The organism is Nitrosomonas limosa (assembly GCF_054188085.1).
This window is the reverse complement of sequence record NZ_CM135180.1, coordinates 3053180-3073511: the sequence shown is the minus strand read 5'-3', so window position 1 is coordinate 3073511 and position 20332 is coordinate 3053180. Positions and strand designations below refer to the sequence as shown.

Below are 20332 nucleotides of genomic sequence, written 5' to 3'. Positions count from 1 at the left end.
CTATCAGTCGTAGTGCAATCGGGTGCTGGCAATGTCAGGTTTCTGTCCAATCAGCAACGGTTGCAGCAATTGCAAGAAAGCCTCGGCGGAAGGCGGACAACCGGGCAAAAAATAATCGACCAGCACAATTTCACTGATCGGATATACCTTGTCGAGCAACAGCGGTAATTCGGGATCGTCCGGGATGCGTGGATGGGTTACATTGGTGCCCTGTAAATACACTTCTTCCAAACAATCTTGCAAATCAAAATAGTTGCGCATGGCCGGCACGCCACCGTTGATCGCGCACGCGCCCACGGCCACCAGAATTTTGCAGTACGTGCGAAATTCTCGTAGCACATGCACATTTTCGGCGTTGCACACGCCGCCTTCGATCAGGCCGATATCGCATCGGCCACAATGCTTGATATCAGTAAACGGGGAGCGATCGAATTCGACTTGCTCTAGCAAACCGGCAAGACGCTCGTCCATGTCGAGAAACGACATGTGGCAGCCAAAGCAACCGGCCAGCGAAGTTGTAGCGATTTTGATTTTGGGTTTATTCATCAGGCTTGTCCGCGAAGTATGCCGGCATCTCGGGTTTTACTGGTACAGCAACGATCAAACCGTAGAAAAAGATCGTTTGGTATCTGTGAATGATAGCATGACGGCAGATCACTCCGGTGTGGTCATCAGGCATTTGTTTGTAGATCGTACGATAGCCGGATAGAAGCAATAACTGCATGCGCGGAAGCATAGAACTTCTTGACCCAAATCATGAAACAAGCGTATAACGATACCGGACTGAACGGCGAATCATGCATAAGAGATATATAGAAAACCGGTAGTTATCGCAGCGGCCTTGTCAAAAATTAAAAAATAACAAATTTATAGGAGCTATTTCGATGAAAAAATATTTGTCTTCAAGGACGCTTGCAGCGTTAGCATTGCTGACCGGATCTCAGGTTGCGCTCGCAGGTACGGTCGCAACACTTGGCGATCAGGATTTTGCCGATGGCGATACGCCAACCACTGGTGCTTTTCTATCTGCCGGAGCCGGTGAACCCGCGCCCTTTAATGGTGTATTCATTGGCACGGATACCAGCGGACCGAATTTCTCCTCCAGCTGGACGTTTTCATACGGTGCGATCGCGGACACTATCATCGACGGTAGCTTGAAATTCGGTATTTTTGATCACGAATCCGCTGCCATTGGAAATCAGGTCGCATCTTTTACCGTCAATGGGATTGACTTTACCAGCGCGCTCAATACGCTGTTTGAATCACATGGCGGTGCCAGCCGGGAGAATAACGTGTATACGCTGACGTTACCGGCATCGACCTTTGCCGGATTGGCTTCGGGTACTGTCAACGTTTCCTTGGCGCTGGCGGGTCCGGGGTTGGGCTTGTTCGGTGAAACACCGTTTAATGGCGCCGCACTGGATTTTGCTACGCTGGACATCGTCGCAACAGCAGTTCCGGAACCGCTGACCAGCACCTTACTTCTGCTCGGCGTCCCGGCGGTATTGGCTGCGGCGCGGCGCAAGATGGTTTGATGCGATTGCGCATGGTTATAACTGAATTTTTTCAGAGGCAAGGAGAGAATTATGCCTGACCCATTTATAGGTGAAATCAGAACATTTGCCGGCAATTTTGCGCCTGTCGGCTGGGCTTTATGCCAAGGTCAGCTGCTTCCAATCGCAGAGAATGATGCATTATTCTCGCTCATTGGAACGACCTACGGCGGCGACGGCGCATCGACATTTGCTTTGCCGAACCTCGCCAGCCGTATTCCACTACACCAGGGTAGCGGGCCTGGTCTCAGTCCCAGGGTGATCGGCGAGCTGGGCGGCAGCGAAACAGTTACGTTGACTACCGGACAGTTGGGAGCTCACAACCATACCGCGGTCTGTTCCAATGTCCCCGCCAATAGCGCCAGCCCTATCAACAGCTATTGGTCAACAGATCCCGGCGGCAATACCGGAGCGTATAGCACAACCGCCGGCGGCACCATGGCCGCAACGGCGATCGGCAATACCGGCGGCGGACAACCGCATAACAATGTGCAACCCTATTTGGTCATTAATTACATCATCGCGCTGGAAGGCATTTATCCTTCCAGAAACTAGGATGAGAGACATCCGGATAACCGTAGAAAAAAGGAGATCTTTGTATGAGTGATCCGTATATTGGAGAAATCCGTTCGTTCGGATTTAATTTCACGCCGGTGGGTTGGGCGCAGTGCAATGGCCAATTATTACCCATTGCAAGTAATACGGCATTATTTTCGATTCTTGGCACAACTTATGGTGGCGACGGCAAAACAACCTTCGCGCTGCCTAACCTTCAAGGCAATGTTGTCATGGGCGCTGGGCAAGGGAGCGGCCTCTCAATGCGCGCCTTGGGTGAATCCGGCGGTACAGTGACCGAGACATTGACGGTGCAGCAGATTCCAGCACATACGCATCCAGCCAGTGCACAGGCCGGAAACGGCAACAAACCGAACCCCATCGGAAATTTCTGGGCACAGGATTTGGGCGGTAGCAAGGAATACGGCGACAGCGGGCCGGCACAGATGGCGGCAGGAACTGTTACCGCTAACGGAGGCGGACAAGCACACGATAATTTGCAACCCTATCTGGTGTTGAACTTCTGCATTGCAGTACAGGGCGTATTCCCCCCGAGAAGCTGAGTCCCGATGTTTTCAAGTAAAATTCGATAAGACAATGAGAGGATAGTATGGACGAACCATTTATAGGAGAAATCCGCCCCTTCGCATTCGGTTTTCCACCCAAAGGCTGGGCGAGTTGTGACGGTCAATTGCTGCTGATCGCCCAAAATGCCGCGTTGTTTTCGTTATTGGGCACGATGTACGGCGGAGACGGCCGCACCACTTTCGCGCTGCCGGATCTTCGGGGCCGCGCGGGAATACACCCGAACCCGGCTCATACCCAGGGCACACGCGGTGGAACGGAAGGCGTAGCACTCACCGCTGCCCAAATTCCCCTGCACAGTCACACAGCAAACTGCAGCAGTGTGCTGGGAACTCAGACCAGTCCGTCAGAAAAATTCTGGGCGCAGGATTCCGACGGCAATGTCGTGTTCAGCAACACAGGCGGTGCAACCATGGCCGCTGCAGCAATCGGCAACACCGGTCAAAGCCAACCACATCCGAATATGCAGCCATATCTAGTAGTGAATTATTGCATTGCTTTGCAGGGTATTTTTCCAAGCCGGAGTTAATTTACCGCCGGAAAAGACGGGACGGATACTTTTAGGTAAACACTTCAAAGGTGTCCGGTAATATTCCCATTTTTAATGGGAATATTACCGCGGGGAATCTGGGACGAGAAGCCTAGAAAATGGACTGCCGCATAAGTGTTAATTTTACTCAATCCGTGAGATTCCCGGCAAAAGAAGCGAGAGTATGAGCAAATTGAATAAGAACCAGGCAACGGGATTCAAAGCCATAGTGGCAATCGCCGCGATCAAAGGTGAAAAACGCTGACTGGGTTAGCTGAACGATTTGATGTGTATTTGAATCAGATTTCGGAATGGAAGTAGCAGTCAGTTATAGGAATCAGCCATTGATATATCAATCCAGCGATTGGAGGTAGTACCTTCAAAGACATACTACCAACCGTTCCCACGATCCACAGCGGGACTTGTGCTGATGCACCGGGTAGATGAATCGCATCTAAACCGTCCTTTTTGCTGGCTCCAGAACGCTTTCAAAGATACTCAAACCAAACATGAATTAAATCTCTTTGATCGCGTATCGTCACTGATGAAACGAATGGGAATCCACATGTAGCAGAGCTTAATTTTCTTTCAGGTCGTCCAGTTAAAAGAAGAGCACTAGAGCATCAAAGTAATTTCGATTCTCAAAACTAGAATTGACAACTGATTCTGCTTTTGCTAACTTCGAAAATCAAGAAAAGCGTATTGCTCTTTCTTATACATCAAAAGTTGCCGATTCTCCTTCTTGTGATTGGTGGATAAGTATGAAGTGTCATGAAATGCTTAAGCAATATCCGCCTAAAACATTCAAAAACGGATTGTCTCCAATCTACAGATCAATAATAGACAATTAATACTTATGTGTGGTATTGCGGGAATCTATCACTTTGCCGAACGACCGGTGAATGCTGGTTTGTTAAATCCGATGATCCATTGTCTTGCTCACAGAGGCCCCGATGGTGAAGGAATATATATTGACAACTCTGTTGGGCTTGGGCACAGGCGTCTCGCAATCATTGATCTGTCTACAGGGCAACAACCGATGCTCAGTGAAGATAAATCACTTGCAATAACCTTTAATGGTGAGATATATAACTACATTGAACTGAAAGATGAATTGTCAAAACTTGGTTGCAGATTTCATACGGAATCGGACACCGAAGTAATTTTACATGCATACCAGATGTGGGGAACGGAATGTCAAAACCATTTCAATGGCATGTGGGCATTCGCACTATGGGATGCAAAGAAAAAACAGTTATTCGTATCCCGTGATAGGATTGGAGAGAAACCGCTGTTTTACGCCGAATACGATAAATCTTTTCTTTTCGGTTCAGAAATAAAATCTATTCTGGCATACGGTGTTCCCGCCGAGGTTAGGATAGAACTGCTCGAAATTTATTTAATGTTGGGTTATATCCCAGCACCTCATACATTTTATCGCCATATCCACAAGTTACGTCCTGGGCATCATCTTCTGATCAAAGATGGTAAGGTAACCGAACATCAATACTGGAGCTTTCCGCAGATAGACGAAAATGAGATGAATACTGACAGGACCGCTGTGCATGAAGAATTCAGCCATCTCCTGAGTGACTCGGTGAGAATCAGAATGCGTAGCCATGTTCCATTCGGAGCTTTTTTGAGTGGTGGACTTGATTCTGCCAGTATTGTTTCCCTAATGTCTCAATTTACTGAGCAGAAAGTTGAAACTTTTACTATAGGTTTTAAAGAAAAGCTGTTTGACGAGCGCGAATTAGCGAAACTAGTAGCCACGGCTTTTCAAACCAATCATCATGAGCATGTGGTGGAACCTGACACCTTCGAATACTCCTTAAAGAAAATTCTATATCATTATGATGAGCCATTTGGAGATTCATCAGCTATACCAACTGGACATGTTTCCCATCATGCAAGTCAGCATGTCAAGATGGTGTTGACTGGTGATGGTGGAGATGAAATCCTGTCAGGCTATACAATTTATCAGGGTGAAAAATTTTCAGCACATTATCAGCGCCTGCCTTATCTAATACAGAATGGAATTCCTAAGCTTGCTTCATCGTTAGCATTTTCCCTTCGCGGAAATCTGCGTTACCAGTTAAATCGTGTCGCTAAAGTTTGCTCGGCAGCGACATTACCATTTTCTACCCGACTAATTACTAAACTTGCATCTATTAATCCGGCTACGATTAAGGAATTAATCGGCAATCAAAATCATACATGGAACATTGAAGATTATATTGAAGATACGATGCGAGATTGCCGATACAAAGATCCATTCTATAAACTGATGTACTTTCAATTCAAAGTTTCGTTACCAGATGATATGTTAGTCAAAGTCGATCGTATGAGTATGGCCCACTCACTGGAAGCACGGGTCCCTTTTCTGGATCATCGACTTGTTGAATTCATGGCAAAAGTTCACAAGGATGTAAAGATGTCTGGTTATACTCGAAAAGTTATTCTGCGTGAAACGATTGCCAAATCTTTACCAGACGAACTTCTGAAGGCACCCAAAAAAGGATTTGTTGTTCCGTTGCGTGAATGGTTCAAAGGTGAATCGTTTCGCTCCCATTTGCATGATCTGCTTGCACTCGAAGAAGAATTCATGATTAAACGGGATACTATTGAAAGTGTCATCCAAGCAAACATCGATGGCAAGTTTGATAATGGCAATTTTATATGGATATTGTTTCTACTTAGACAGTGGCGGTTGAATGTAGGTTGATTGTACAAAAATGAATGTCCTTATAACTGGCCCTTCTCTTTCGGATCAAGGTGGAGTAGCAAATTATTATAATGCTGTTCTTCCTTTTTTACGTGAGCAAAATAGTTTCACCACATCCTATATGGAAATAGGTGCGACTAATGGTAATGGCGGGATTTTGCACCCTCTGATTGACCAGCTGAGATTCCGGGAAACACTGAACAGGACTAAGCCCGCCATTGTTCATGTAAATCCATCGCTAAACTTAAAAAGCTATATACGTGATGGTTTCTTTATTCGCCAAGCCAAGCATTCCGGTTATCCCGTTGTTGTATTCTTTCGCGGATGGGATGGAAATTTTGAATTATCCGTAGAAAAATTTGGTTTATGGTTTTTCAGGAAAACCTATCTTAAAGCGGATGCTTTTATTGTTCTCGCTTCCGCATTTAAAGATAAACTAACCGATTGGGGCGTAACAGCCCCAATTCATCTTGCTACGACTACAGTATCTACTGATCTCATTAGAAATTTCTCATTTAACGAAAAATCGGAAAAATTAACTACTGAGCCTTTAATTAAAGTCCTGTTCCTCGCTAGATTGGAAAAAGAAAAAGGGGTGATGGAGACTATGGAAGCGGTAACCCAATTACGATCAAAGGGTAAACCAGTTGCACTTACAGTAGCAGGTGAGGGTATTTCGATGGAAGCCGTAAAGCAGTTCGCAGATCAGCATGATAAGTCGAGAGAATTCTTGCATGTGGTTGGAGATGTTCGCGGTGACAGCAAGAGATCACTGCTCGCATCACATCATATATTTTGTTTTCCTACATACTATGGAGAGGGGATGCCTAATTCCGTTCTCGAGGCCATGGCGTTCGGAATACCCGTCATCACTTGCCCTGTAGGAGGATTACGAGATTTCTTTGTACATAAGAAAATGGGTTACTTAGTAAAACAAAGAACAGTTACAGATATTATAACTGCTATCGAGAATCTGATTGATGACCGGAATATGCTTAAAAATATGTCTATTTTTAATCATCAGTATGCCATAGAGAGATTCTTAGCGCCAAACGCCGCAGACTTCTTGGCGAATGTCTATAAGCAGATTGCTTTATCGTATAAAAAGTAGTTTCTGCAGTTGAAAAGTATAAAAATTATCGGTTCGTTTTTATACTAACTCGTCAGGAATGTACTAACTCGAATAAAGTAAGTGGGGAGCATATAGATCCGCAGTTTAAGCCTGTGTAAAAGAACAGCAAACTTATGCCAAATATAATTCCCCGATTAGTTTTGCGGCGCACACAATTTAATTCAAAACTACCGCAACATTCGTTAATGCAGTTCTTAATAGTGTCAGTTGAATTTAATCGAAATTTATATACAGTTTTCAGAGAAAATGATAATGAGGTCAGTTTCCCAACATCAGATCATGGAATAAAAGGAGATCAATGAAACTCAGTATTTTTGGAACGGGATATGTCGGCCTTGTTACTGGAGCTTGTTTAGCCGACGTTGGTCACGACGTGGTTTGTATTGATGTTGATCACAATAAAATTGATAACTTGAATAAGGGTATTTTGCCTATTTGGGAGGCCGGTCTCGATAGCATTGTTGAAAGAAACGTTAAAGAACGGCGCTTGCAGTTTACTACCGATGTAGTAGCCGCTGTTCAACATGCCGAAATACAGTTTATCGCTGTAGGCACTCCTCCCGATGAAGATGGATCTGCTGATCTACAATATGTACTTTCTGTTGCTGAAAGTATTGCAAAAAACATGCAAAGTTACAAAATCATCATCAATAAATCGACTGTGCCGGTTGGAACTGCTGACAAAGTACGAACGCATGTTGCAAAAGTTCTCGCCGAGCGCGGCAAAGATATTGCTTTTGATGTGGTATCCAACCCTGAATTCCTAAAGGAGGGTGCGGCAGTTAGTGATTTTCTGAAACCCGATCGTATCATAATCGGAACTCAATCAAACGAGGCTCGTAAGCAAATGAATGAGCTTTATGAGCCTTTTAATCGCAATCATGAACGCATTATATTTATGGATGTGAAAAGTGCAGAACTTACTAAATATGCTGCCAACGCAATGCTTGCTACAAAAATTAGTTTTATGAACGAGTTGGCTAACATGGCCGAAATCTTGGGTGCAGATATTGAAGAAGTCCGCAAAGGTATTGGCGCCGACCCTCGCATTGGATATCACTTTATTTATCCAGGTTGTGGCTATGGTGGCAGTTGTTTTCCTAAAGATGTGCAAGCATTAGAACGTACTGCGGCACAAGTTGGTTACAATGCTGAATTACTTAAGGCTACGGAATCAGTTAACAGTCGTCAGAAAACAAGGCTTTTTGATAAACTTGCAAAGCATTTCGGGGGAGCAAATATGCTTTCCGGAAAAACCATCGCGCTCTGGGGTCTAAGCTTTAAACCCAATACTGACGATATGCGAGAAGCTCCCAGTAGAACACTTATGGAGGCACTCTGGGAATCAGGTGCAAAAGTTCAAGCATTTGATCCTGTTGCAATGAATGAGTGTCAACGCATTTATGGGCGACGTACAGATCTGATTTTGATGGGTACTAAGGAAGCAGCGTTGCGCAATGCCGATGCACTGGTAATCGTCACAGAGTGGCAACAATTTCGTGCACCAAATTTTGACCTAATCAAGAGTGAGTTAATAAATCCAGTGATCTTTGACGGACGAAATTTATTTTCTCCTGAACGTATGGAACGTGAAGGAATCTCCTATTATTCAATCGGCAGAAATTAAAACGATGAAACTACTGCTAACAGGTGTCGCTGGCTTCATCGGCATGCATGTTGCTCAAATTCTTCTAAAAAGGGGCGATGAAGTCGTCGGTATTGATAACCTCAACGATTATTATGAGCCTCGTTTAAAATATGCCCGGTTGGCACAGCTAGCAAATTATCCAAATTTTAAGTTTGTTCAGGGAGATATTGCTGATAGGCAAGCTATAGATGATCTGTTCTCCAAGGAAAAACCAAATCGTGTTATTAATCTAGCTGCCCAGGCTGGTGTACGCTATTCACTGAAGAACCCATATAGTTATATCCAGACCAATCTAGTCGGATTTGCAAATCTGCTCGAGGGCTGCCGCCATAACAAAGTTGAACACTTTGTATACGCAAGCTCCTCGAGTGTGTATGGTGCCAACACTCAGTTGCCATTTTCTGTGCATGACAACGTTGATCATCCGGTTAGCCTCTATGCTGCAAGTAAAAAAGCAAACGAACTGATGGCGCACACCTATAGTCACCTCTATAACTTACCCACCACTGGTCTCCGGTATTTTACAGTTTACGGTCCCTGGGGGCGGCCCGATATGTCACCCTGGTTGTTTACCAGCGCTATTCTTGAGGGTCGTACTATTGATGTATTTAACTATGGGAAGATGCGCCGCGATTTTACTTATATTGACGACATTGCAGAAGGTACTGTACGCGCTCTTGATAAAATTGCCATTCCTAATCCAGCTTTCACTACTGACACTCCAGATCCAGGAACCAGTTACGCTCCTTATCGAGTCTATAACATCGGTAACCACCAGCCGGTAGAATTGATGATTTTCATCAGAACCATCGAAGAATCACTTGGTCGGGAAGCAAAAAAAAATTTTCTACCTATGCAACCAGGAGATGTAGTTGCCACCTACGCTGATATTGAAGATCTCAGATGTGATATAGGGTTCGAACCAAAAACCCAATTAACCGAAGGTATCGCAAGATGGGTAGCTTGGTATCGCGATTATCACGCTTAGTTTATAGTCTCTTCGAATTTCCGATCCATCGAAAGTAGAGGTTATTGAGATTTTGTCATAGTGAACTGGGTGGGTGGAAGCTTGCCAAGCTATTCATGCGGTCGTTCATTTTACAGTGTTACCGCCATTCTTCAGTCATGAGCCACGCCTCGTTAAGTGATTCAGAAACTTAACAATCCAGAACCTCGTTATGATAAGTGCGGTTAAACCTTTGGATACAACAAAAAATACTTAAACTTTGGACTCAAATTTAATTTGAACTACTACACCCCAAAACTTTTACAAGTCAACTTTGTATTCGCCTTCCATAAATATCTTCAAATCGCACGATATCATCTTCTCCGAGATAGGAACCCGATTGTATCTCGATCATTTCAAGGGGAACACAACCAGGGTTTTCTAATCTGTGTTTTGTACCGAGTGGTATAAACGTTGATTCATTTTCGGAAACTAAAAAGATTTCTTCATCCTTTGTTACACGCGCTGTGCCACGCACGACAACCCAGTGTTCCGCTCGATGATGATGCATTTGCAAAGACAGTGCTGCACCAGGCTTTACAACTATGCGTTTGACTTGAAAGCGTTCACCAGCATCAATTCCATCGTACCATCCCCATGGACGAAATACCTTGCGGTGCCAACGACCTTCCAGCCGATCCTGTTTTTTCAGAAAATCAACGATTAATTTGACGTCCTGTGTTTTGTCTTTATTAACCACCAATACTGCATCGGCAGTTTCAACCACAATCATGTTTTCCACACCCACACAGGTAACCAAGCGACTCTCTGAGATTGCAAGTGTATTACTGCAGTGATTCAATAGCACATCACCTTTCAATGCATTTCCGGCATCATCTTTAGGTAGTACTTGCCACAATGAACTCCAGGCGCCGATATCGGACCATTTTGCCGAAAGAGGTATAACAACACCGTGAGGTAGCCCGTTCCGAGAATCAGTAATGCGCTCCATCACAGCATAATCAATAGAGTCGCTGGGGCAATTCTCAAACGCATTTTTATCTAGCCGCAAAAAATCACCATCCGCCGATCCTTTATCCCATGCACTCCGGCATGCTGCAAGAATATCAGGTCGAGACTTTGCAATTGCAGCCAACCATACCGACGCGCGCATCATAAATAGGCCGCTATTCCAGAGATAATTTCCAGAATCCAGATAGATTTGTGCTGTTGATATATCCGGTTTCTCTACAAAGCGTGCAATATGATATGCAGTATTGTCTTGCGTTAATGATTCTCCAAGCTGTATGTAGCCATACCCTGTTTCCGGTGCATCCGGAGTAACGCCAAAAGTAACGATGCTATCCGTCAATGCTTGCGGCATCGCGGACAATACTGCAGCATGAAAAGATTCAATATCCAAAATGACATGATCAGACGGCATAACCAATAACACTGGATCCTTATCCATCCGCATAGCGGAGAGTGCTGCCAAGGTCAGAGCTGGCGCCGTATTCCGTCCAAATGGCTCAAGCAGGATGATTCCTTTTCTATCCATAAGCCGCAATTGCTCGGCGATTACAAAACGATACTCTTCATTACAAACAATGATCGGAGCCTTAACTGTAACACCATTTAAACCGTCTAATCGGCGTACAGTAGCCTGTAATAAAGAATCGTCATCAATGAGGGATAAAAGCTGCTTTGGATGCTTTTCGCGTGAAAGCGGCCATAGTCGTGTTCCCGAACCACCCGATAAAATTACAGGAATAAGTATATCCATTCAGATCTCTATCAAAAATAGCAAAATTTCCCCATCCTTGCGGCAGGTATCACTTCCCATATCTCCAATCCTGTCGTGTACGATTCGACCGGACCATGTCCACCACTATATGCATTATTAACCATTATCCGGGTGACCGGGAGATTGTATTCCCCCATGGTCGAACCTTGGTACTTAACTATTTCCCGTTCATTGACAGCTGCACAGAAACGCCCTTCTTTGCCTCTGGAACGGTGCCAGAATACTTCAAATTTGAACCATTCACCAACTGGGACCGGTACCACTCGATTATCCTCAAGCCAGTAGGTGATTCTTGGAATTGGACCATTCGCTTGGCTGTCCCCTTTTGTCATCCAATAAAGTTTGCCATCCGTATGTTTATATATGTTGGTGATAATCCGATAATCGCCGCTACCGTCATTGCCGTCATATCCACCCGTTTTGAATTCAAATTGAGTGCGCCAATTTCCGGATGAGACTGTAGCATCCAATTTATCTGCCAGATCTGCCGGATATTTAATCCAATATGTCAAATACAAGTCCTTGACATCACCAGCCGTATAGGGTCTTACAAATACAAACGGCGCCTGCGAACCAGCTTGTCCAACAGCCCCTTTGATTTTTACATTTTGATAAAGTGCATTAACTGATTCTCCGTTGGGGCCGACAACTTTTCTAATTTCATTAACTATATAATTACCTATAGTTTCAGAGGTAACGGGATCAATTGTAATGAGCTGTACACCTGAAAATCTCGCACCGAATGCTTTGACGGGCCAGCTATAACCTGTCTCTGAGTCGAGTCCCGTGATTTCCTGCCAGGCCCCATTGCCCGTTGCATAGAAATTATGTGGCGCATTAATTGAAATGCCTGCACCAAAATTTGACTTAAAAAGCAATCCTTTTTCGGCATGAGCAACAGAGACGACTAAACATATGAAGATTAAAAATAGAGCTTGAAGATAAATAAATTTTCCAGATAACGACACTCTTGGTTTTCTTTGTGATATTCCCATATTGAACCTGCTGGAAGTTATTGCTGTTTAAAGTCTACGTTTCATACATTTCACAACATTCATGGCTTAAACAAACCGAAACTATTTGATTGTTTTGAACTCTGGCGGTTGATCAGGATCCCCGCGGCGAGCAGAAAAAAAACCCATGATGACCCCCGCAGTATGAAGATTTTGTGATACCACCATATAAAGGCCATCCATCAAAGACTTTCTTCGAATTACCCCAAAAATCAACGGAGCAAGTAACAAGACAAAAAATATCCACCAACCCGATGGATGGTAACATCCACCAATTGCGCTCAGCAAGAGGCTCAACCACCATACTAAAACTATTATAGATAAACGATATTGAGCGACCCCCTTCATGGCTTCTCCTAAATAAGGCTTTCCCCAGGCTTCACGTAATAACTCACCAGCTCCCCAGGCGTAACGTCCCCTCCAACGCCGCCATAACAATCTAAAACTTGTGTCCGTATGGCCATAATGCTTAACCGCCTGAAGATTAATGCGTTGTAGGTGCCACCCATTTGCTCGCAACCGTAAACCCAGCTCATATTCTTCATAAGAATGTAAGTTCCGGTTTGTAAAATAATTAACCTGTTCTATTGCTGTTTTTCTAAACAACCCTCCACCATTCAGACAATCAACTTCGCCAATTTCAACGGCTGCAATATCCTCTGCGCGACGTCGAAATTCGGCATTCACTACATACAAGTCTTTAAGCGTTCCTCCTATGCCAGCCAAAGAAGTATCCGCATCCAAAGCAGCAACAGCAGCCACTAAAAAATCGCCGTCTAATTCCATATCAGCATCAAGAATATAAATATACTCACCGCGAGCTACACGATAGCCAATTTCTGCACCGACACCACAGCAACGATCCAGGGGATTTACAAGTTGTACAATCCGCAAAGGATAACGACTGGCTAATTCAACTGTCTGATCTGTTGATAGTGAATCGGCTAGAATTACTTCGCCTCCAACCTTATTAATCGCTAATAAAGCTGATTCAATTGCACGAGTTATATTCCGCTCTTCGTTCAGCGCCTTAATGATTACACTTACTTTCATTCCCCCCTCTCCAAAAGTCAAATCTCGCAATTTAGCTATTCACAGAAAATTCATATAGAAGCGGATCCCAAAAGTTAAAAATGTGTTTGGAGCATTATTTTTTATCCTTCACTCCTCCTCCATGAGCTTGTAATGTGATCAAAGCTCTGGCATTTATGAAAATCCCATAGAAGACTTTGCACACCCTGATGCAGAATTAATGTATCCGTTCTTCCATAGCGACATTTTCCCTTTTCAAACACATCCAAACATAAACCGGCAAGCAAACTGTTAAAAATTTTTAGATTCAGTATCTTACGACTACGCTAATAACTAATAATCACCAGATGAAGAAAAGCGGACACGAAGGATAGATAAATCACATCCCATGCTCAGACTTGATCGAATCAGCTGCTCACCAGATCGCGTAACACATTAATATTGCTTATGTTTCAGAAGAAGCTTTGAGGCTTTGTAAAGATTGTAGCTGAGTAAAATTTCTCGATCTAGGAGTCTGCCAACCTTAAGCAATCATAGAGAGTCAAATGCAAATTTTCTTAGTTTTTCGGCGCATAACTGGTCAATTCAATGAAAAATTGAGAAAGCATGAACCGTTAATTCTTTGGTATAGCAATAGTCTTCGATGCTAAATCACAGTTAAACTTCACTTCTCTTTTTCATCAAATGTCGCATCATACGCTGCTAATAAATTAGGCGCTTCATAGCGCCACTCAAGTTCATTTTTTACACGATTGCGGCCAAACTCACCCATTTGCTTACGCAATTCTGGATCGTCTAGTAACTGCAAGATTTTTTGCGCCATGTCTTTTGGATCATTCCTATTTGCATACAAAGAAGCTCGCTGTGCAGATACCCTTCCTTCTGTAAGATCAAACTGGACAATTGGTTTACCTATTGCCATATATTCCATGATTTTGTTCATGGTTGATTTGTCATTCATTTCATTAGCCACATCCGGATTAACACATAGATCAGCGGTGTTGAGCATCTCCAGTAACTCTTGATCCGGAACTCGGCCAGTGAAAGTCACGAAATCTGAGATTCCGAGATCGATAGCCATCTGTTTCATTTCGTCTAAAGATGTACCGCCGCCAACCAGACCGAAATGTACATCCGTTCGTCCTAAATCTTTAATTAGATAACATGCTGCTTGCAGTAATAAATCAATGCCTTCTTGCGCACCCATTACGCCGACATAGCCGATTAAAAATTTTCGCCCACGTTTTAGCTCTTCCTTGGGAGGTATGATTCTCAACCGATCTAACTTCGGCCCGCTACGTACCACGAAAACTTTATCTGGATCCATGCCGCCGCGTTCAATAGCAATCCGTTTATAAGATTCATTAGTAGCGATCGAGACATCCGCGGTCTTAAATGTCCAGCGTTCGAACAATACAAGTAATTTATAAAAAAAATCGCGCCGACCAAACTTGGCCTCATAGAGTTCCGGATTAATATCATGATGATCGAAAATAAATTTTTTTCGCATCAGAACCTTAAAGAAGCCACCAACCAAGAACAATAAATCAGGAGGATTGCAGGCATGAATCACGTCAAATCCATGTTTGAAATACACTTTCCAGGAAAGACGAAAAGTGTGAAAGAGCGCAAGTGAATACTCAATCAAATAACCTTTTGCGCCTTCTGCCTCAAACGGAAGATGATAGCGATAAATATGAATGCCATCGATCATCTCATATTCTTTCTCATAGCCCTTGCCTGTGGGACAAATAATTGAAATGGCATAACCATTGCTATGCAAGGTTGTCGCTTCTTGCCACACTCGCCGATCAAAAGGCGATGGGAGATTCTCGACTAAAATTAGAACTCGGCGCTGAGTCTGTATCATTTTTTTAATCTCTATCGGGTTTAATTCCTCGCCCCTTGGGGCGTAAGCTGGTTGAAAACCAGCAGTTTGAAGAGCGCATTTAATACCTCGCCGCTTGCGGCGGGGTGCTTTATTTACGATGATAAGCGATCAGAGACTTGGTTAAACCCAATACGCGCTCTTCAAGAATATTGGCATCAGGAAAATAGCGCTGCATATCTCCTCTAGTTGGCAAATAAAAATCCGGGCTGGTTTGTTTAATCCAATAACGATTGGTAAAACGTAGCAAGGGTACTTGAATCCCGCGCGGCAAATAACTCATAAAGGGTAACCAGGAATGTGTTTCAATCGGAAACCAGCGATATGGTGCCTGCACGAAATATCCATTACCTAAACGGACGATTTCCCTTGCAAACTCACTCTGATGACGTTGTGCTTCTTCACGAAATACGCGACCGGAGACCAATGTCCATACACTCTCTTTGGGAACGGTTACATGCTCAATGACAGAAGAACAAAAAACAATATCAAAGAATTTATCAGGAAAGGGTAGCGCCCCTGCTTCAGGAATTACAACAGGAACAAACCCGAAACGCTCCGAAGCTTGTTGAACAGCCTGTTCGTCAATATCCGCAATATATACATTGGTCGATTGTACTGAGGAATTCTGCAATACTGCATGAATATGCACACCATTCCACCCCCCGAGATCAAGAATTTTAGTTTCTGGAGTTAAATCGAAATGATTCAGAAACATTTTAGCCCTGCGTTGCCGGAAAGATGTCCGTAAACGGGCGAGCAAATTTCCAGCGCCCTCAATGATGAATGATGACTTCTGATTCGTTGCCATTATATTATTTCGACTTCCCTTAAATAATCAATCCATACCCAAATTTAATTTAACGCCGCCCCATGAAATAGATACAAGGAAACATCAAGGATGCCGCCCCTAGATTAATTGCCGCATTGATTAAATGAAGTTTTTTCGAATAAAGACTGCGATAATAGTCAAATGTAATATCCGTCACCTTACTAAATACCTTCGCGAGCTCGCTTGATAGTTCTTCTTGCGTATAGCCCGCATGTGCACCAAGCTCATTTCGGAATCGTCCTTGAAACTTTGCCTTCCAGTCGATATAGTTCCAGTGAAGTTTATCGGCGATCGAGGCATCCTTACTACCTAGATACCCTATCACCCGTTTCCGGTTTGGCGTGCCAATCATCCATCGTCCACCAGGACAAAGTACTCGGTGTATCTCTGCTAGAGCCGCCCTATAGTCAGGAATATGTTCAAGTGCGTGAAAAGAATAAACAAAATCAAAGCTTCCGTCAGCGAACTCCATTTTCGTCGCATCACCTTGTTGCAGATCGGCTATGCGCGCTGCACGCGAATCGAAATTCGCGATAATATCAATACCGGTAACATTGGCACCCAGATGTTGTGCCAGAACCGCTGCTTCGATACCTCTCCCACACCCAACTACCAGTAACCGCTTAGGTATCAAATCTTGTTCTTTACAAAAAATATCGGCAAGAATCTTTGTTTTCGGATCCGCAAAATCTATCGTTTGTGTTTCACCAACAAATTCCGTCATAACGATCCCCGCTTTGATTAGGAACAATTCGCACAAGGTCAACAACAACTTGACCTGATTTCAATTCATTCGGGACATTACGGAACTCCGCCGCCCCATTACCTATTACTATTGTTTCCGCAAAATTCAGCACTTCGTCCATTGAGGAAGCCATCAACTTGGAAATATGCGGAATATGATTCAAAATATAATCCTGATTTGCACCGGTTAAAGCAGCCAAATTCACATTTTTATCATAAAGCTTCAGTTCATAACCTTTACCGATCAGATATTCAATCACATTGACCAATGGCGATTCCCGCAAATCATCCGTCCCGGCTTTAAAAGAGAAACCCAGGATGCCAATTTTTTTATTTCCCTTCTCAGCAATCATCTTGATACCTTTCTCAATCTGCCGCTGATTTGATGGGAGAATCGCATTAATTAACGGCAAATCGATATCCAGACTCTTTCCTTTATACATCAAAGCCCGCACATCCTTTGGCAAGCAAGAACCGCCAAATGCAAAACCCGGCTTCATATAATAAGGCGATAAATTTAATTTAGTATCCTGACAAAAAATTTCCATTACTTTGTGGCCGTCAATCCCCTCTGCTTTACAGAGATTTCCAATCTCGTTGGCAAAAGCCACTTTAACCGCATGCCAAGTATTATCCGCATACTTAACCATTTCAGCGGTTTCAACACCGGTTCTTATCAAGGGAGCAGCCATTTTTGCATACAACTGCATCAGCAATTCACCGGCTTTGGTATCCGTCTCGCCGATAACTGTCTTTGGCGGGTTGTAGTAATCAAATACCGCTGTCCCTTCCCTGAGAAATTCCGGATTATTGCAAACCCCAAAATCAGAACCTGCCTTCTTGCCTGAGAAAGATTCCAATGCTGGAATCACGACATTGCGCATGGAACCCGGAAGCATCGTACTGCGCGCCACAACAACGTGAAAGTCGCTTTTATCTTTAAGAGCAGCTCCGATTTGCTCACATACCTTACGCACATGGCTTAAATCCAAGTTACCGTTCAATTGCGAGGGTGTTCCGACGCAGACCAAAGATATATCCGAATTCATCACCGCGTCACGCACATCAAGAGTCGCTCGTAATTGATTGTTTTTCACTGCTGCGGCAATCATTTCTCCGATATCTTTCTCAACAATCGGCGAAGTACCCTGATTGATCAGGTCAACTTTTGTTTTGTTCGGATCGACACCGATCACAAAATGCCCATCCGTAGCTAAACAACCGGCAGATACGGTGCCCACGTAACCCAAACCAAAAATACTTATTTTCATGTGACTCCTTCAAATTGTTGATCAGAATCTTTTTACAGCTTGCTCAAACCAATTCATGCATCATAACCCGATGATATTTTGATAATTGTTGATCTTCGAGCTGTTCCGGTAATTTTCTCGCGCCAAGTAACGGTTGGCGCAGGCGCTTTTTCATCAAATCTGCGTGAAACCCAACCAAGCGGTAGTTGATCATCACCACACACCAATTCCGGTTGAGAATTACCTGGCGACATGGCCATGTCGACACGTACATTCGCAACTGTTGCCACGATTCGATCGTGTTCTACAACCACTTTACATGCTTCGGAGAAATGCCAATTCAATTCAATATCGTGCGTACCAGAACATTCCAAAGTGTCTTCGACCACAATCGTGCTTTCTTTTTTTAGAAATTCAATTTTACGGCGATGCGTTATAGGATCCATCAGTCTAATATAACCATCGTGACTGGCAACTAGACAATCCTTAATCTCATTGCTTTCCCAGAATTCACAAAAAACCTCCGCTTTACGTAGCCACATAAAATTACCGCCAGATTCTGATTGATCCATTCCATCGACTCTGATCGTATTATGTGCTGAAGTACCTCGAAAATAGTCGCGCCATTTTTTTTGGGTATGAAATGCGTAGGTACCGGGATCAATTAGCAATTCATTGCCCGCAACCGATAACGTAAAAGACAAAGCATCCGCATGTCCATGCGCAGCAATAGACAGGTAGCCCAGCGGTCCGGCATCTGCCACGATGCGAACTTCCCCATCCGAATTAAAATTGTCTCCCATCACGAAATAGCCACCCTCTCTGAATTCCTGGCGAGGTCTAGCTTGAATGCCGCTTGTGTCAATCGAATCAAATTGCAATTTAGCTTCATCGCCTAATAACCAACGGCTTTTATCATCGAAATGATTGGCTTTTATTTTAAAATCCGCGCGATTGTATATGAGAGCACCTGTCGCCAGCAGCGAACGATAAACATTCCAGTCAGATTCTTGACTCCAATGCACCATTAAAGCGCCGTCTGCATCTCCGATCATCGGTACGGTACCGGAGAGATCCATGATCGATGCAATAAATTCAAGCATTCTTTCTAATCTTGAAGAAAAGTGCTGAGAAAATCCGACACCATTTGCGCGTGCAGTCAACCAGCAAATCAACATCATATCGGTTACTTCATGCTGATAATATACCGCTTGTTCGCGATTCACACCGTCGGGTGCATTTTGTTTGAGTGTCTCCGTCTCCAATTCTCTATAAGCTTGCGTTTTCCATTGCTCACTTTCGCGCCAGCAAGGCCAAGTGACAGCGGCCACAAACAATCCCATCAACTCACCATACAGGTGATTGTTTGCAGAAGAATGACGTGACAGAAACCCAGCAATAAACTGGCAATGTTGAAAAATGCTATCTAACCATCGTCGCTGAAATCGTTGACCTTCATCTGATGTAAAAAGGTAACATGAGCTGCCACCTAGCAAATGCCAGGTAAAAGACCAATTCACCAGCCTTATCGCTAACTCTAACGAACTCGTCCAATTCACACCCAACGGATAAGGGCATTGATCAAACCACGACTCCAGAAATGTTTGCGCACCTTCTGCATAGTGCTTATCACCACTTAAATGGTAAGCCTGAGCTAAGATTGTTAAATGTAAATGTCGGTTAGGCTCCCAAAGATATTTAATATCCCCCACAATACGCTCATCACGGTAATCGAGTGTTTTACCAAAAACCAGTGGCGCTTCAGTACCAGTTTTAGGATCACGATTCCATCGTGGCGGGAAACCAAGTTTTGCATCTTTCAGCGCAAAAACATCAAAATATCCTGCTAATACACGATCCGCCGCATCACAATATAATCGAACATCGAATTGGTTTGGTAGCGTATTTATCCAAGGTTTGCCAAAGGTGGAGAGTTTGGGGGGTGAAGATTTTTTAGAACTCTCTTGCAAGAGCAACTCAAGTCTTAACTGAACAGCTTGGAGTAATCGATAGCCAATTTCAGCCCCTCCCATCGTACGCAATCGATTGAATTTCCAAGACAGATTATTCATATTAGCTAGGCAGTTATTAACATA

Annotated in this window: 17 protein-coding genes; 8 read left to right on the top strand and 9 right to left on the bottom strand. The window is 43.8% G+C overall.

Going from position 1 to position 20332, the window contains the following annotated elements; translation table 11 throughout:
• Window positions 1–3 precede the first annotated feature (3 nt).
• Window positions 4–546, bottom strand: coding sequence for an NADH-quinone oxidoreductase subunit B family protein (locus ACV7NC_RS14315; protein WP_458153318.1), 543 nt, complete (start codon window positions 544–546; stop codon window positions 4–6).
• Window positions 547–884: 338 nt separating this feature from the next.
• Here ACV7NC_RS14315 and ACV7NC_RS14310 point away from each other — a divergent pair, with 338 nt between their 5' ends.
• The 8 genes from ACV7NC_RS14310 to ACV7NC_RS14275 all read left to right on the top strand — a co-directional run bounded on the left by ACV7NC_RS14310 (window position 885) and on the right by ACV7NC_RS14275 (window position 9715).
• Window positions 885–1535: a hypothetical protein gene (locus tag ACV7NC_RS14310; protein ID WP_458153317.1), complete on the top strand. Its 651-nt coding sequence runs from the start codon at window positions 885–887 to the stop codon at window positions 1533–1535.
• A 51-nt stretch (window positions 1536–1586) separates the two neighbouring features.
• Window positions 1587–2108, top strand: coding sequence for a phage tail protein (locus ACV7NC_RS14305; RefSeq protein ID WP_458153316.1), 522 nt, complete (start codon window positions 1587–1589; stop codon window positions 2106–2108).
• Between the two features lie 44 nt (window positions 2109–2152).
• Window positions 2153–2671 (top strand): phage tail protein, encoded by a 519-nt coding sequence (locus ACV7NC_RS14300; RefSeq protein ID WP_458153315.1) that lies wholly within the window; start codon window positions 2153–2155, stop codon window positions 2669–2671.
• 47 nt (window positions 2672–2718) lie between these two features.
• A complete protein-coding gene (locus tag ACV7NC_RS14295; RefSeq protein ID WP_458153314.1) occupies window positions 2719–3222 on the top strand; it encodes a phage tail protein in 504 nt (167 codons plus the stop codon).
• 856 nt (window positions 3223–4078) lie between these two features.
• Window positions 4079–5947, top strand: coding sequence for an asparagine synthase (glutamine-hydrolyzing) (gene asnB / locus ACV7NC_RS14290; RefSeq protein WP_458153313.1), 1869 nt, complete (start codon window positions 4079–4081; stop codon window positions 5945–5947).
• 10 nt (window positions 5948–5957) lie between these two features.
• The gene (locus ACV7NC_RS14285; RefSeq protein ID WP_458153312.1) at window positions 5958–7058 is read left to right on the top strand and encodes a glycosyltransferase family 4 protein; all 1101 of its coding nucleotides are present in this window, start codon (window positions 5958–5960) and stop codon (window positions 7056–7058) included.
• 319 nt (window positions 7059–7377) lie between these two features.
• Window positions 7378–8706, top strand: a complete 1329-nt coding sequence (locus tag ACV7NC_RS14280; protein ID WP_458153311.1) for a UDP-glucose dehydrogenase family protein — start codon at window positions 7378–7380, stop codon at window positions 8704–8706.
• 4 nt (window positions 8707–8710) lie between these two features.
• Window positions 8711–9715 carry an NAD-dependent epimerase gene (locus ACV7NC_RS14275; protein ID WP_458153310.1) on the top strand — a complete coding sequence of 335 codons (1005 nt, stop codon included), beginning with the start codon at window positions 8711–8713 and terminating at the stop codon, window positions 9713–9715.
• A gap of 286 nt (window positions 9716–10001) precedes the next feature.
• On the opposite strand, the gene ACV7NC_RS14270 is transcribed toward ACV7NC_RS14275, so the two are convergent.
• The 8 genes from ACV7NC_RS14270 to ACV7NC_RS14235 form a co-directional block, all read right to left on the bottom strand.
• Window positions 10002–11456, bottom strand: a complete 1455-nt coding sequence (locus ACV7NC_RS14270; protein ID WP_458153309.1) for a mannose-1-phosphate guanylyltransferase/mannose-6-phosphate isomerase — start codon at window positions 11454–11456, stop codon at window positions 10002–10004.
• Window positions 11457–11467: 11 nt separating this feature from the next.
• On the bottom strand, window positions 11468–12472 hold the full coding sequence (locus ACV7NC_RS14265; RefSeq protein ID WP_458153308.1) for a hypothetical protein: 1005 nt from the start codon (window positions 12470–12472) through the stop codon (window positions 11468–11470).
• An 81-nt stretch (window positions 12473–12553) separates the two neighbouring features.
• On the bottom strand, window positions 12554–13543 hold the full coding sequence (locus ACV7NC_RS14260; protein WP_458153307.1) for a glycosyltransferase: 990 nt from the start codon (window positions 13541–13543) through the stop codon (window positions 12554–12556).
• 643 nt (window positions 13544–14186) lie between these two features.
• On the bottom strand, window positions 14187–15392 hold the full coding sequence (locus ACV7NC_RS14255; protein ID WP_458153306.1) for a glycosyltransferase family 4 protein: 1206 nt from the start codon (window positions 15390–15392) through the stop codon (window positions 14187–14189).
• Window positions 15393–15501: 109 nt separating this feature from the next.
• Complete coding sequence (locus ACV7NC_RS14250) at window positions 15502–16221, bottom strand: class I SAM-dependent methyltransferase (protein ID WP_458153304.1); 720 nt, start codon at window positions 16219–16221, stop codon at window positions 15502–15504.
• Between the two features lie 49 nt (window positions 16222–16270).
• Window positions 16271–16966, bottom strand: coding sequence for a class I SAM-dependent methyltransferase (locus ACV7NC_RS14245; RefSeq protein WP_458153303.1), 696 nt, complete (start codon window positions 16964–16966; stop codon window positions 16271–16273).
• On the bottom strand, window positions 16947–18257 hold the full coding sequence (locus ACV7NC_RS14240; protein ID WP_458153302.1) for a nucleotide sugar dehydrogenase: 1311 nt from the start codon (window positions 18255–18257) through the stop codon (window positions 16947–16949). The genes ACV7NC_RS14245 and ACV7NC_RS14240 overlap by 20 nt, the downstream gene beginning before the upstream one ends.
• Before the next feature lie 53 nt (window positions 18258–18310).
• Entirely contained in the window at window positions 18311–20308 is a 1998-nt protein-coding gene (locus ACV7NC_RS14235) for an alginate lyase family protein (RefSeq protein ID WP_458153301.1), read from the bottom strand.
• Window positions 20309–20332 lie beyond the last annotated feature (24 nt).

Bases quoted from the DNA above. Each gene is read 5' to 3' on its own strand.
- ACV7NC_RS14315 (WP_458153318.1), bottom strand. From the start codon at position 546: ATGAATAAACCCAAAATCAAAATCGCTACAACTTCGCTGGCCGGTTGC.
- ACV7NC_RS14310 (WP_458153317.1), top strand. From the start codon at position 885: ATGAAAAAATATTTGTCTTCAAGGACGCTTGCAGCGTTAGCATTGCTG.
- ACV7NC_RS14305 (WP_458153316.1), top strand. From the start codon at position 1,587: ATGCCTGACCCATTTATAGGTGAAATCAGAACATTTGCCGGCAATTTT.
- ACV7NC_RS14300 (WP_458153315.1), top strand. From the start codon at position 2,153: ATGAGTGATCCGTATATTGGAGAAATCCGTTCGTTCGGATTTAATTTC.
- ACV7NC_RS14295 (WP_458153314.1), top strand. From the start codon at position 2,719: ATGGACGAACCATTTATAGGAGAAATCCGCCCCTTCGCATTCGGTTTT.
- asnB (WP_458153313.1), top strand. From the start codon at position 4,079: ATGTGTGGTATTGCGGGAATCTATCACTTTGCCGAACGACCGGTGAAT.
- ACV7NC_RS14285 (WP_458153312.1), top strand. From the start codon at position 5,958: ATGAATGTCCTTATAACTGGCCCTTCTCTTTCGGATCAAGGTGGAGTA.
- ACV7NC_RS14280 (WP_458153311.1), top strand. From the start codon at position 7,378: ATGAAACTCAGTATTTTTGGAACGGGATATGTCGGCCTTGTTACTGGA.
- ACV7NC_RS14275 (WP_458153310.1), top strand. From the start codon at position 8,711: ATGAAACTACTGCTAACAGGTGTCGCTGGCTTCATCGGCATGCATGTT.
- ACV7NC_RS14270 (WP_458153309.1), bottom strand. From the start codon at position 11,456: ATGGATATACTTATTCCTGTAATTTTATCGGGTGGTTCGGGAACACGA.
- ACV7NC_RS14265 (WP_458153308.1), bottom strand. From the start codon at position 12,472: ATGGGAATATCACAAAGAAAACCAAGAGTGTCGTTATCTGGAAAATTT.
- ACV7NC_RS14260 (WP_458153307.1), bottom strand. From the start codon at position 13,543: ATGAAAGTAAGTGTAATCATTAAGGCGCTGAACGAAGAGCGGAATATA.
- ACV7NC_RS14255 (WP_458153306.1), bottom strand. From the start codon at position 15,392: ATGATACAGACTCAGCGCCGAGTTCTAATTTTAGTCGAGAATCTCCCA.
- ACV7NC_RS14250 (WP_458153304.1), bottom strand. From the start codon at position 16,221: ATGGCAACGAATCAGAAGTCATCATTCATCATTGAGGGCGCTGGAAAT.
- ACV7NC_RS14245 (WP_458153303.1), bottom strand. From the start codon at position 16,966: ATGACGGAATTTGTTGGTGAAACACAAACGATAGATTTTGCGGATCCG.
- ACV7NC_RS14240 (WP_458153302.1), bottom strand. From the start codon at position 18,257: ATGAAAATAAGTATTTTTGGTTTGGGTTACGTGGGCACCGTATCTGCC.
- ACV7NC_RS14235 (WP_458153301.1), bottom strand. From the start codon at position 20,308: ATGAATAATCTGTCTTGGAAATTCAATCGATTGCGTACGATGGGAGGG.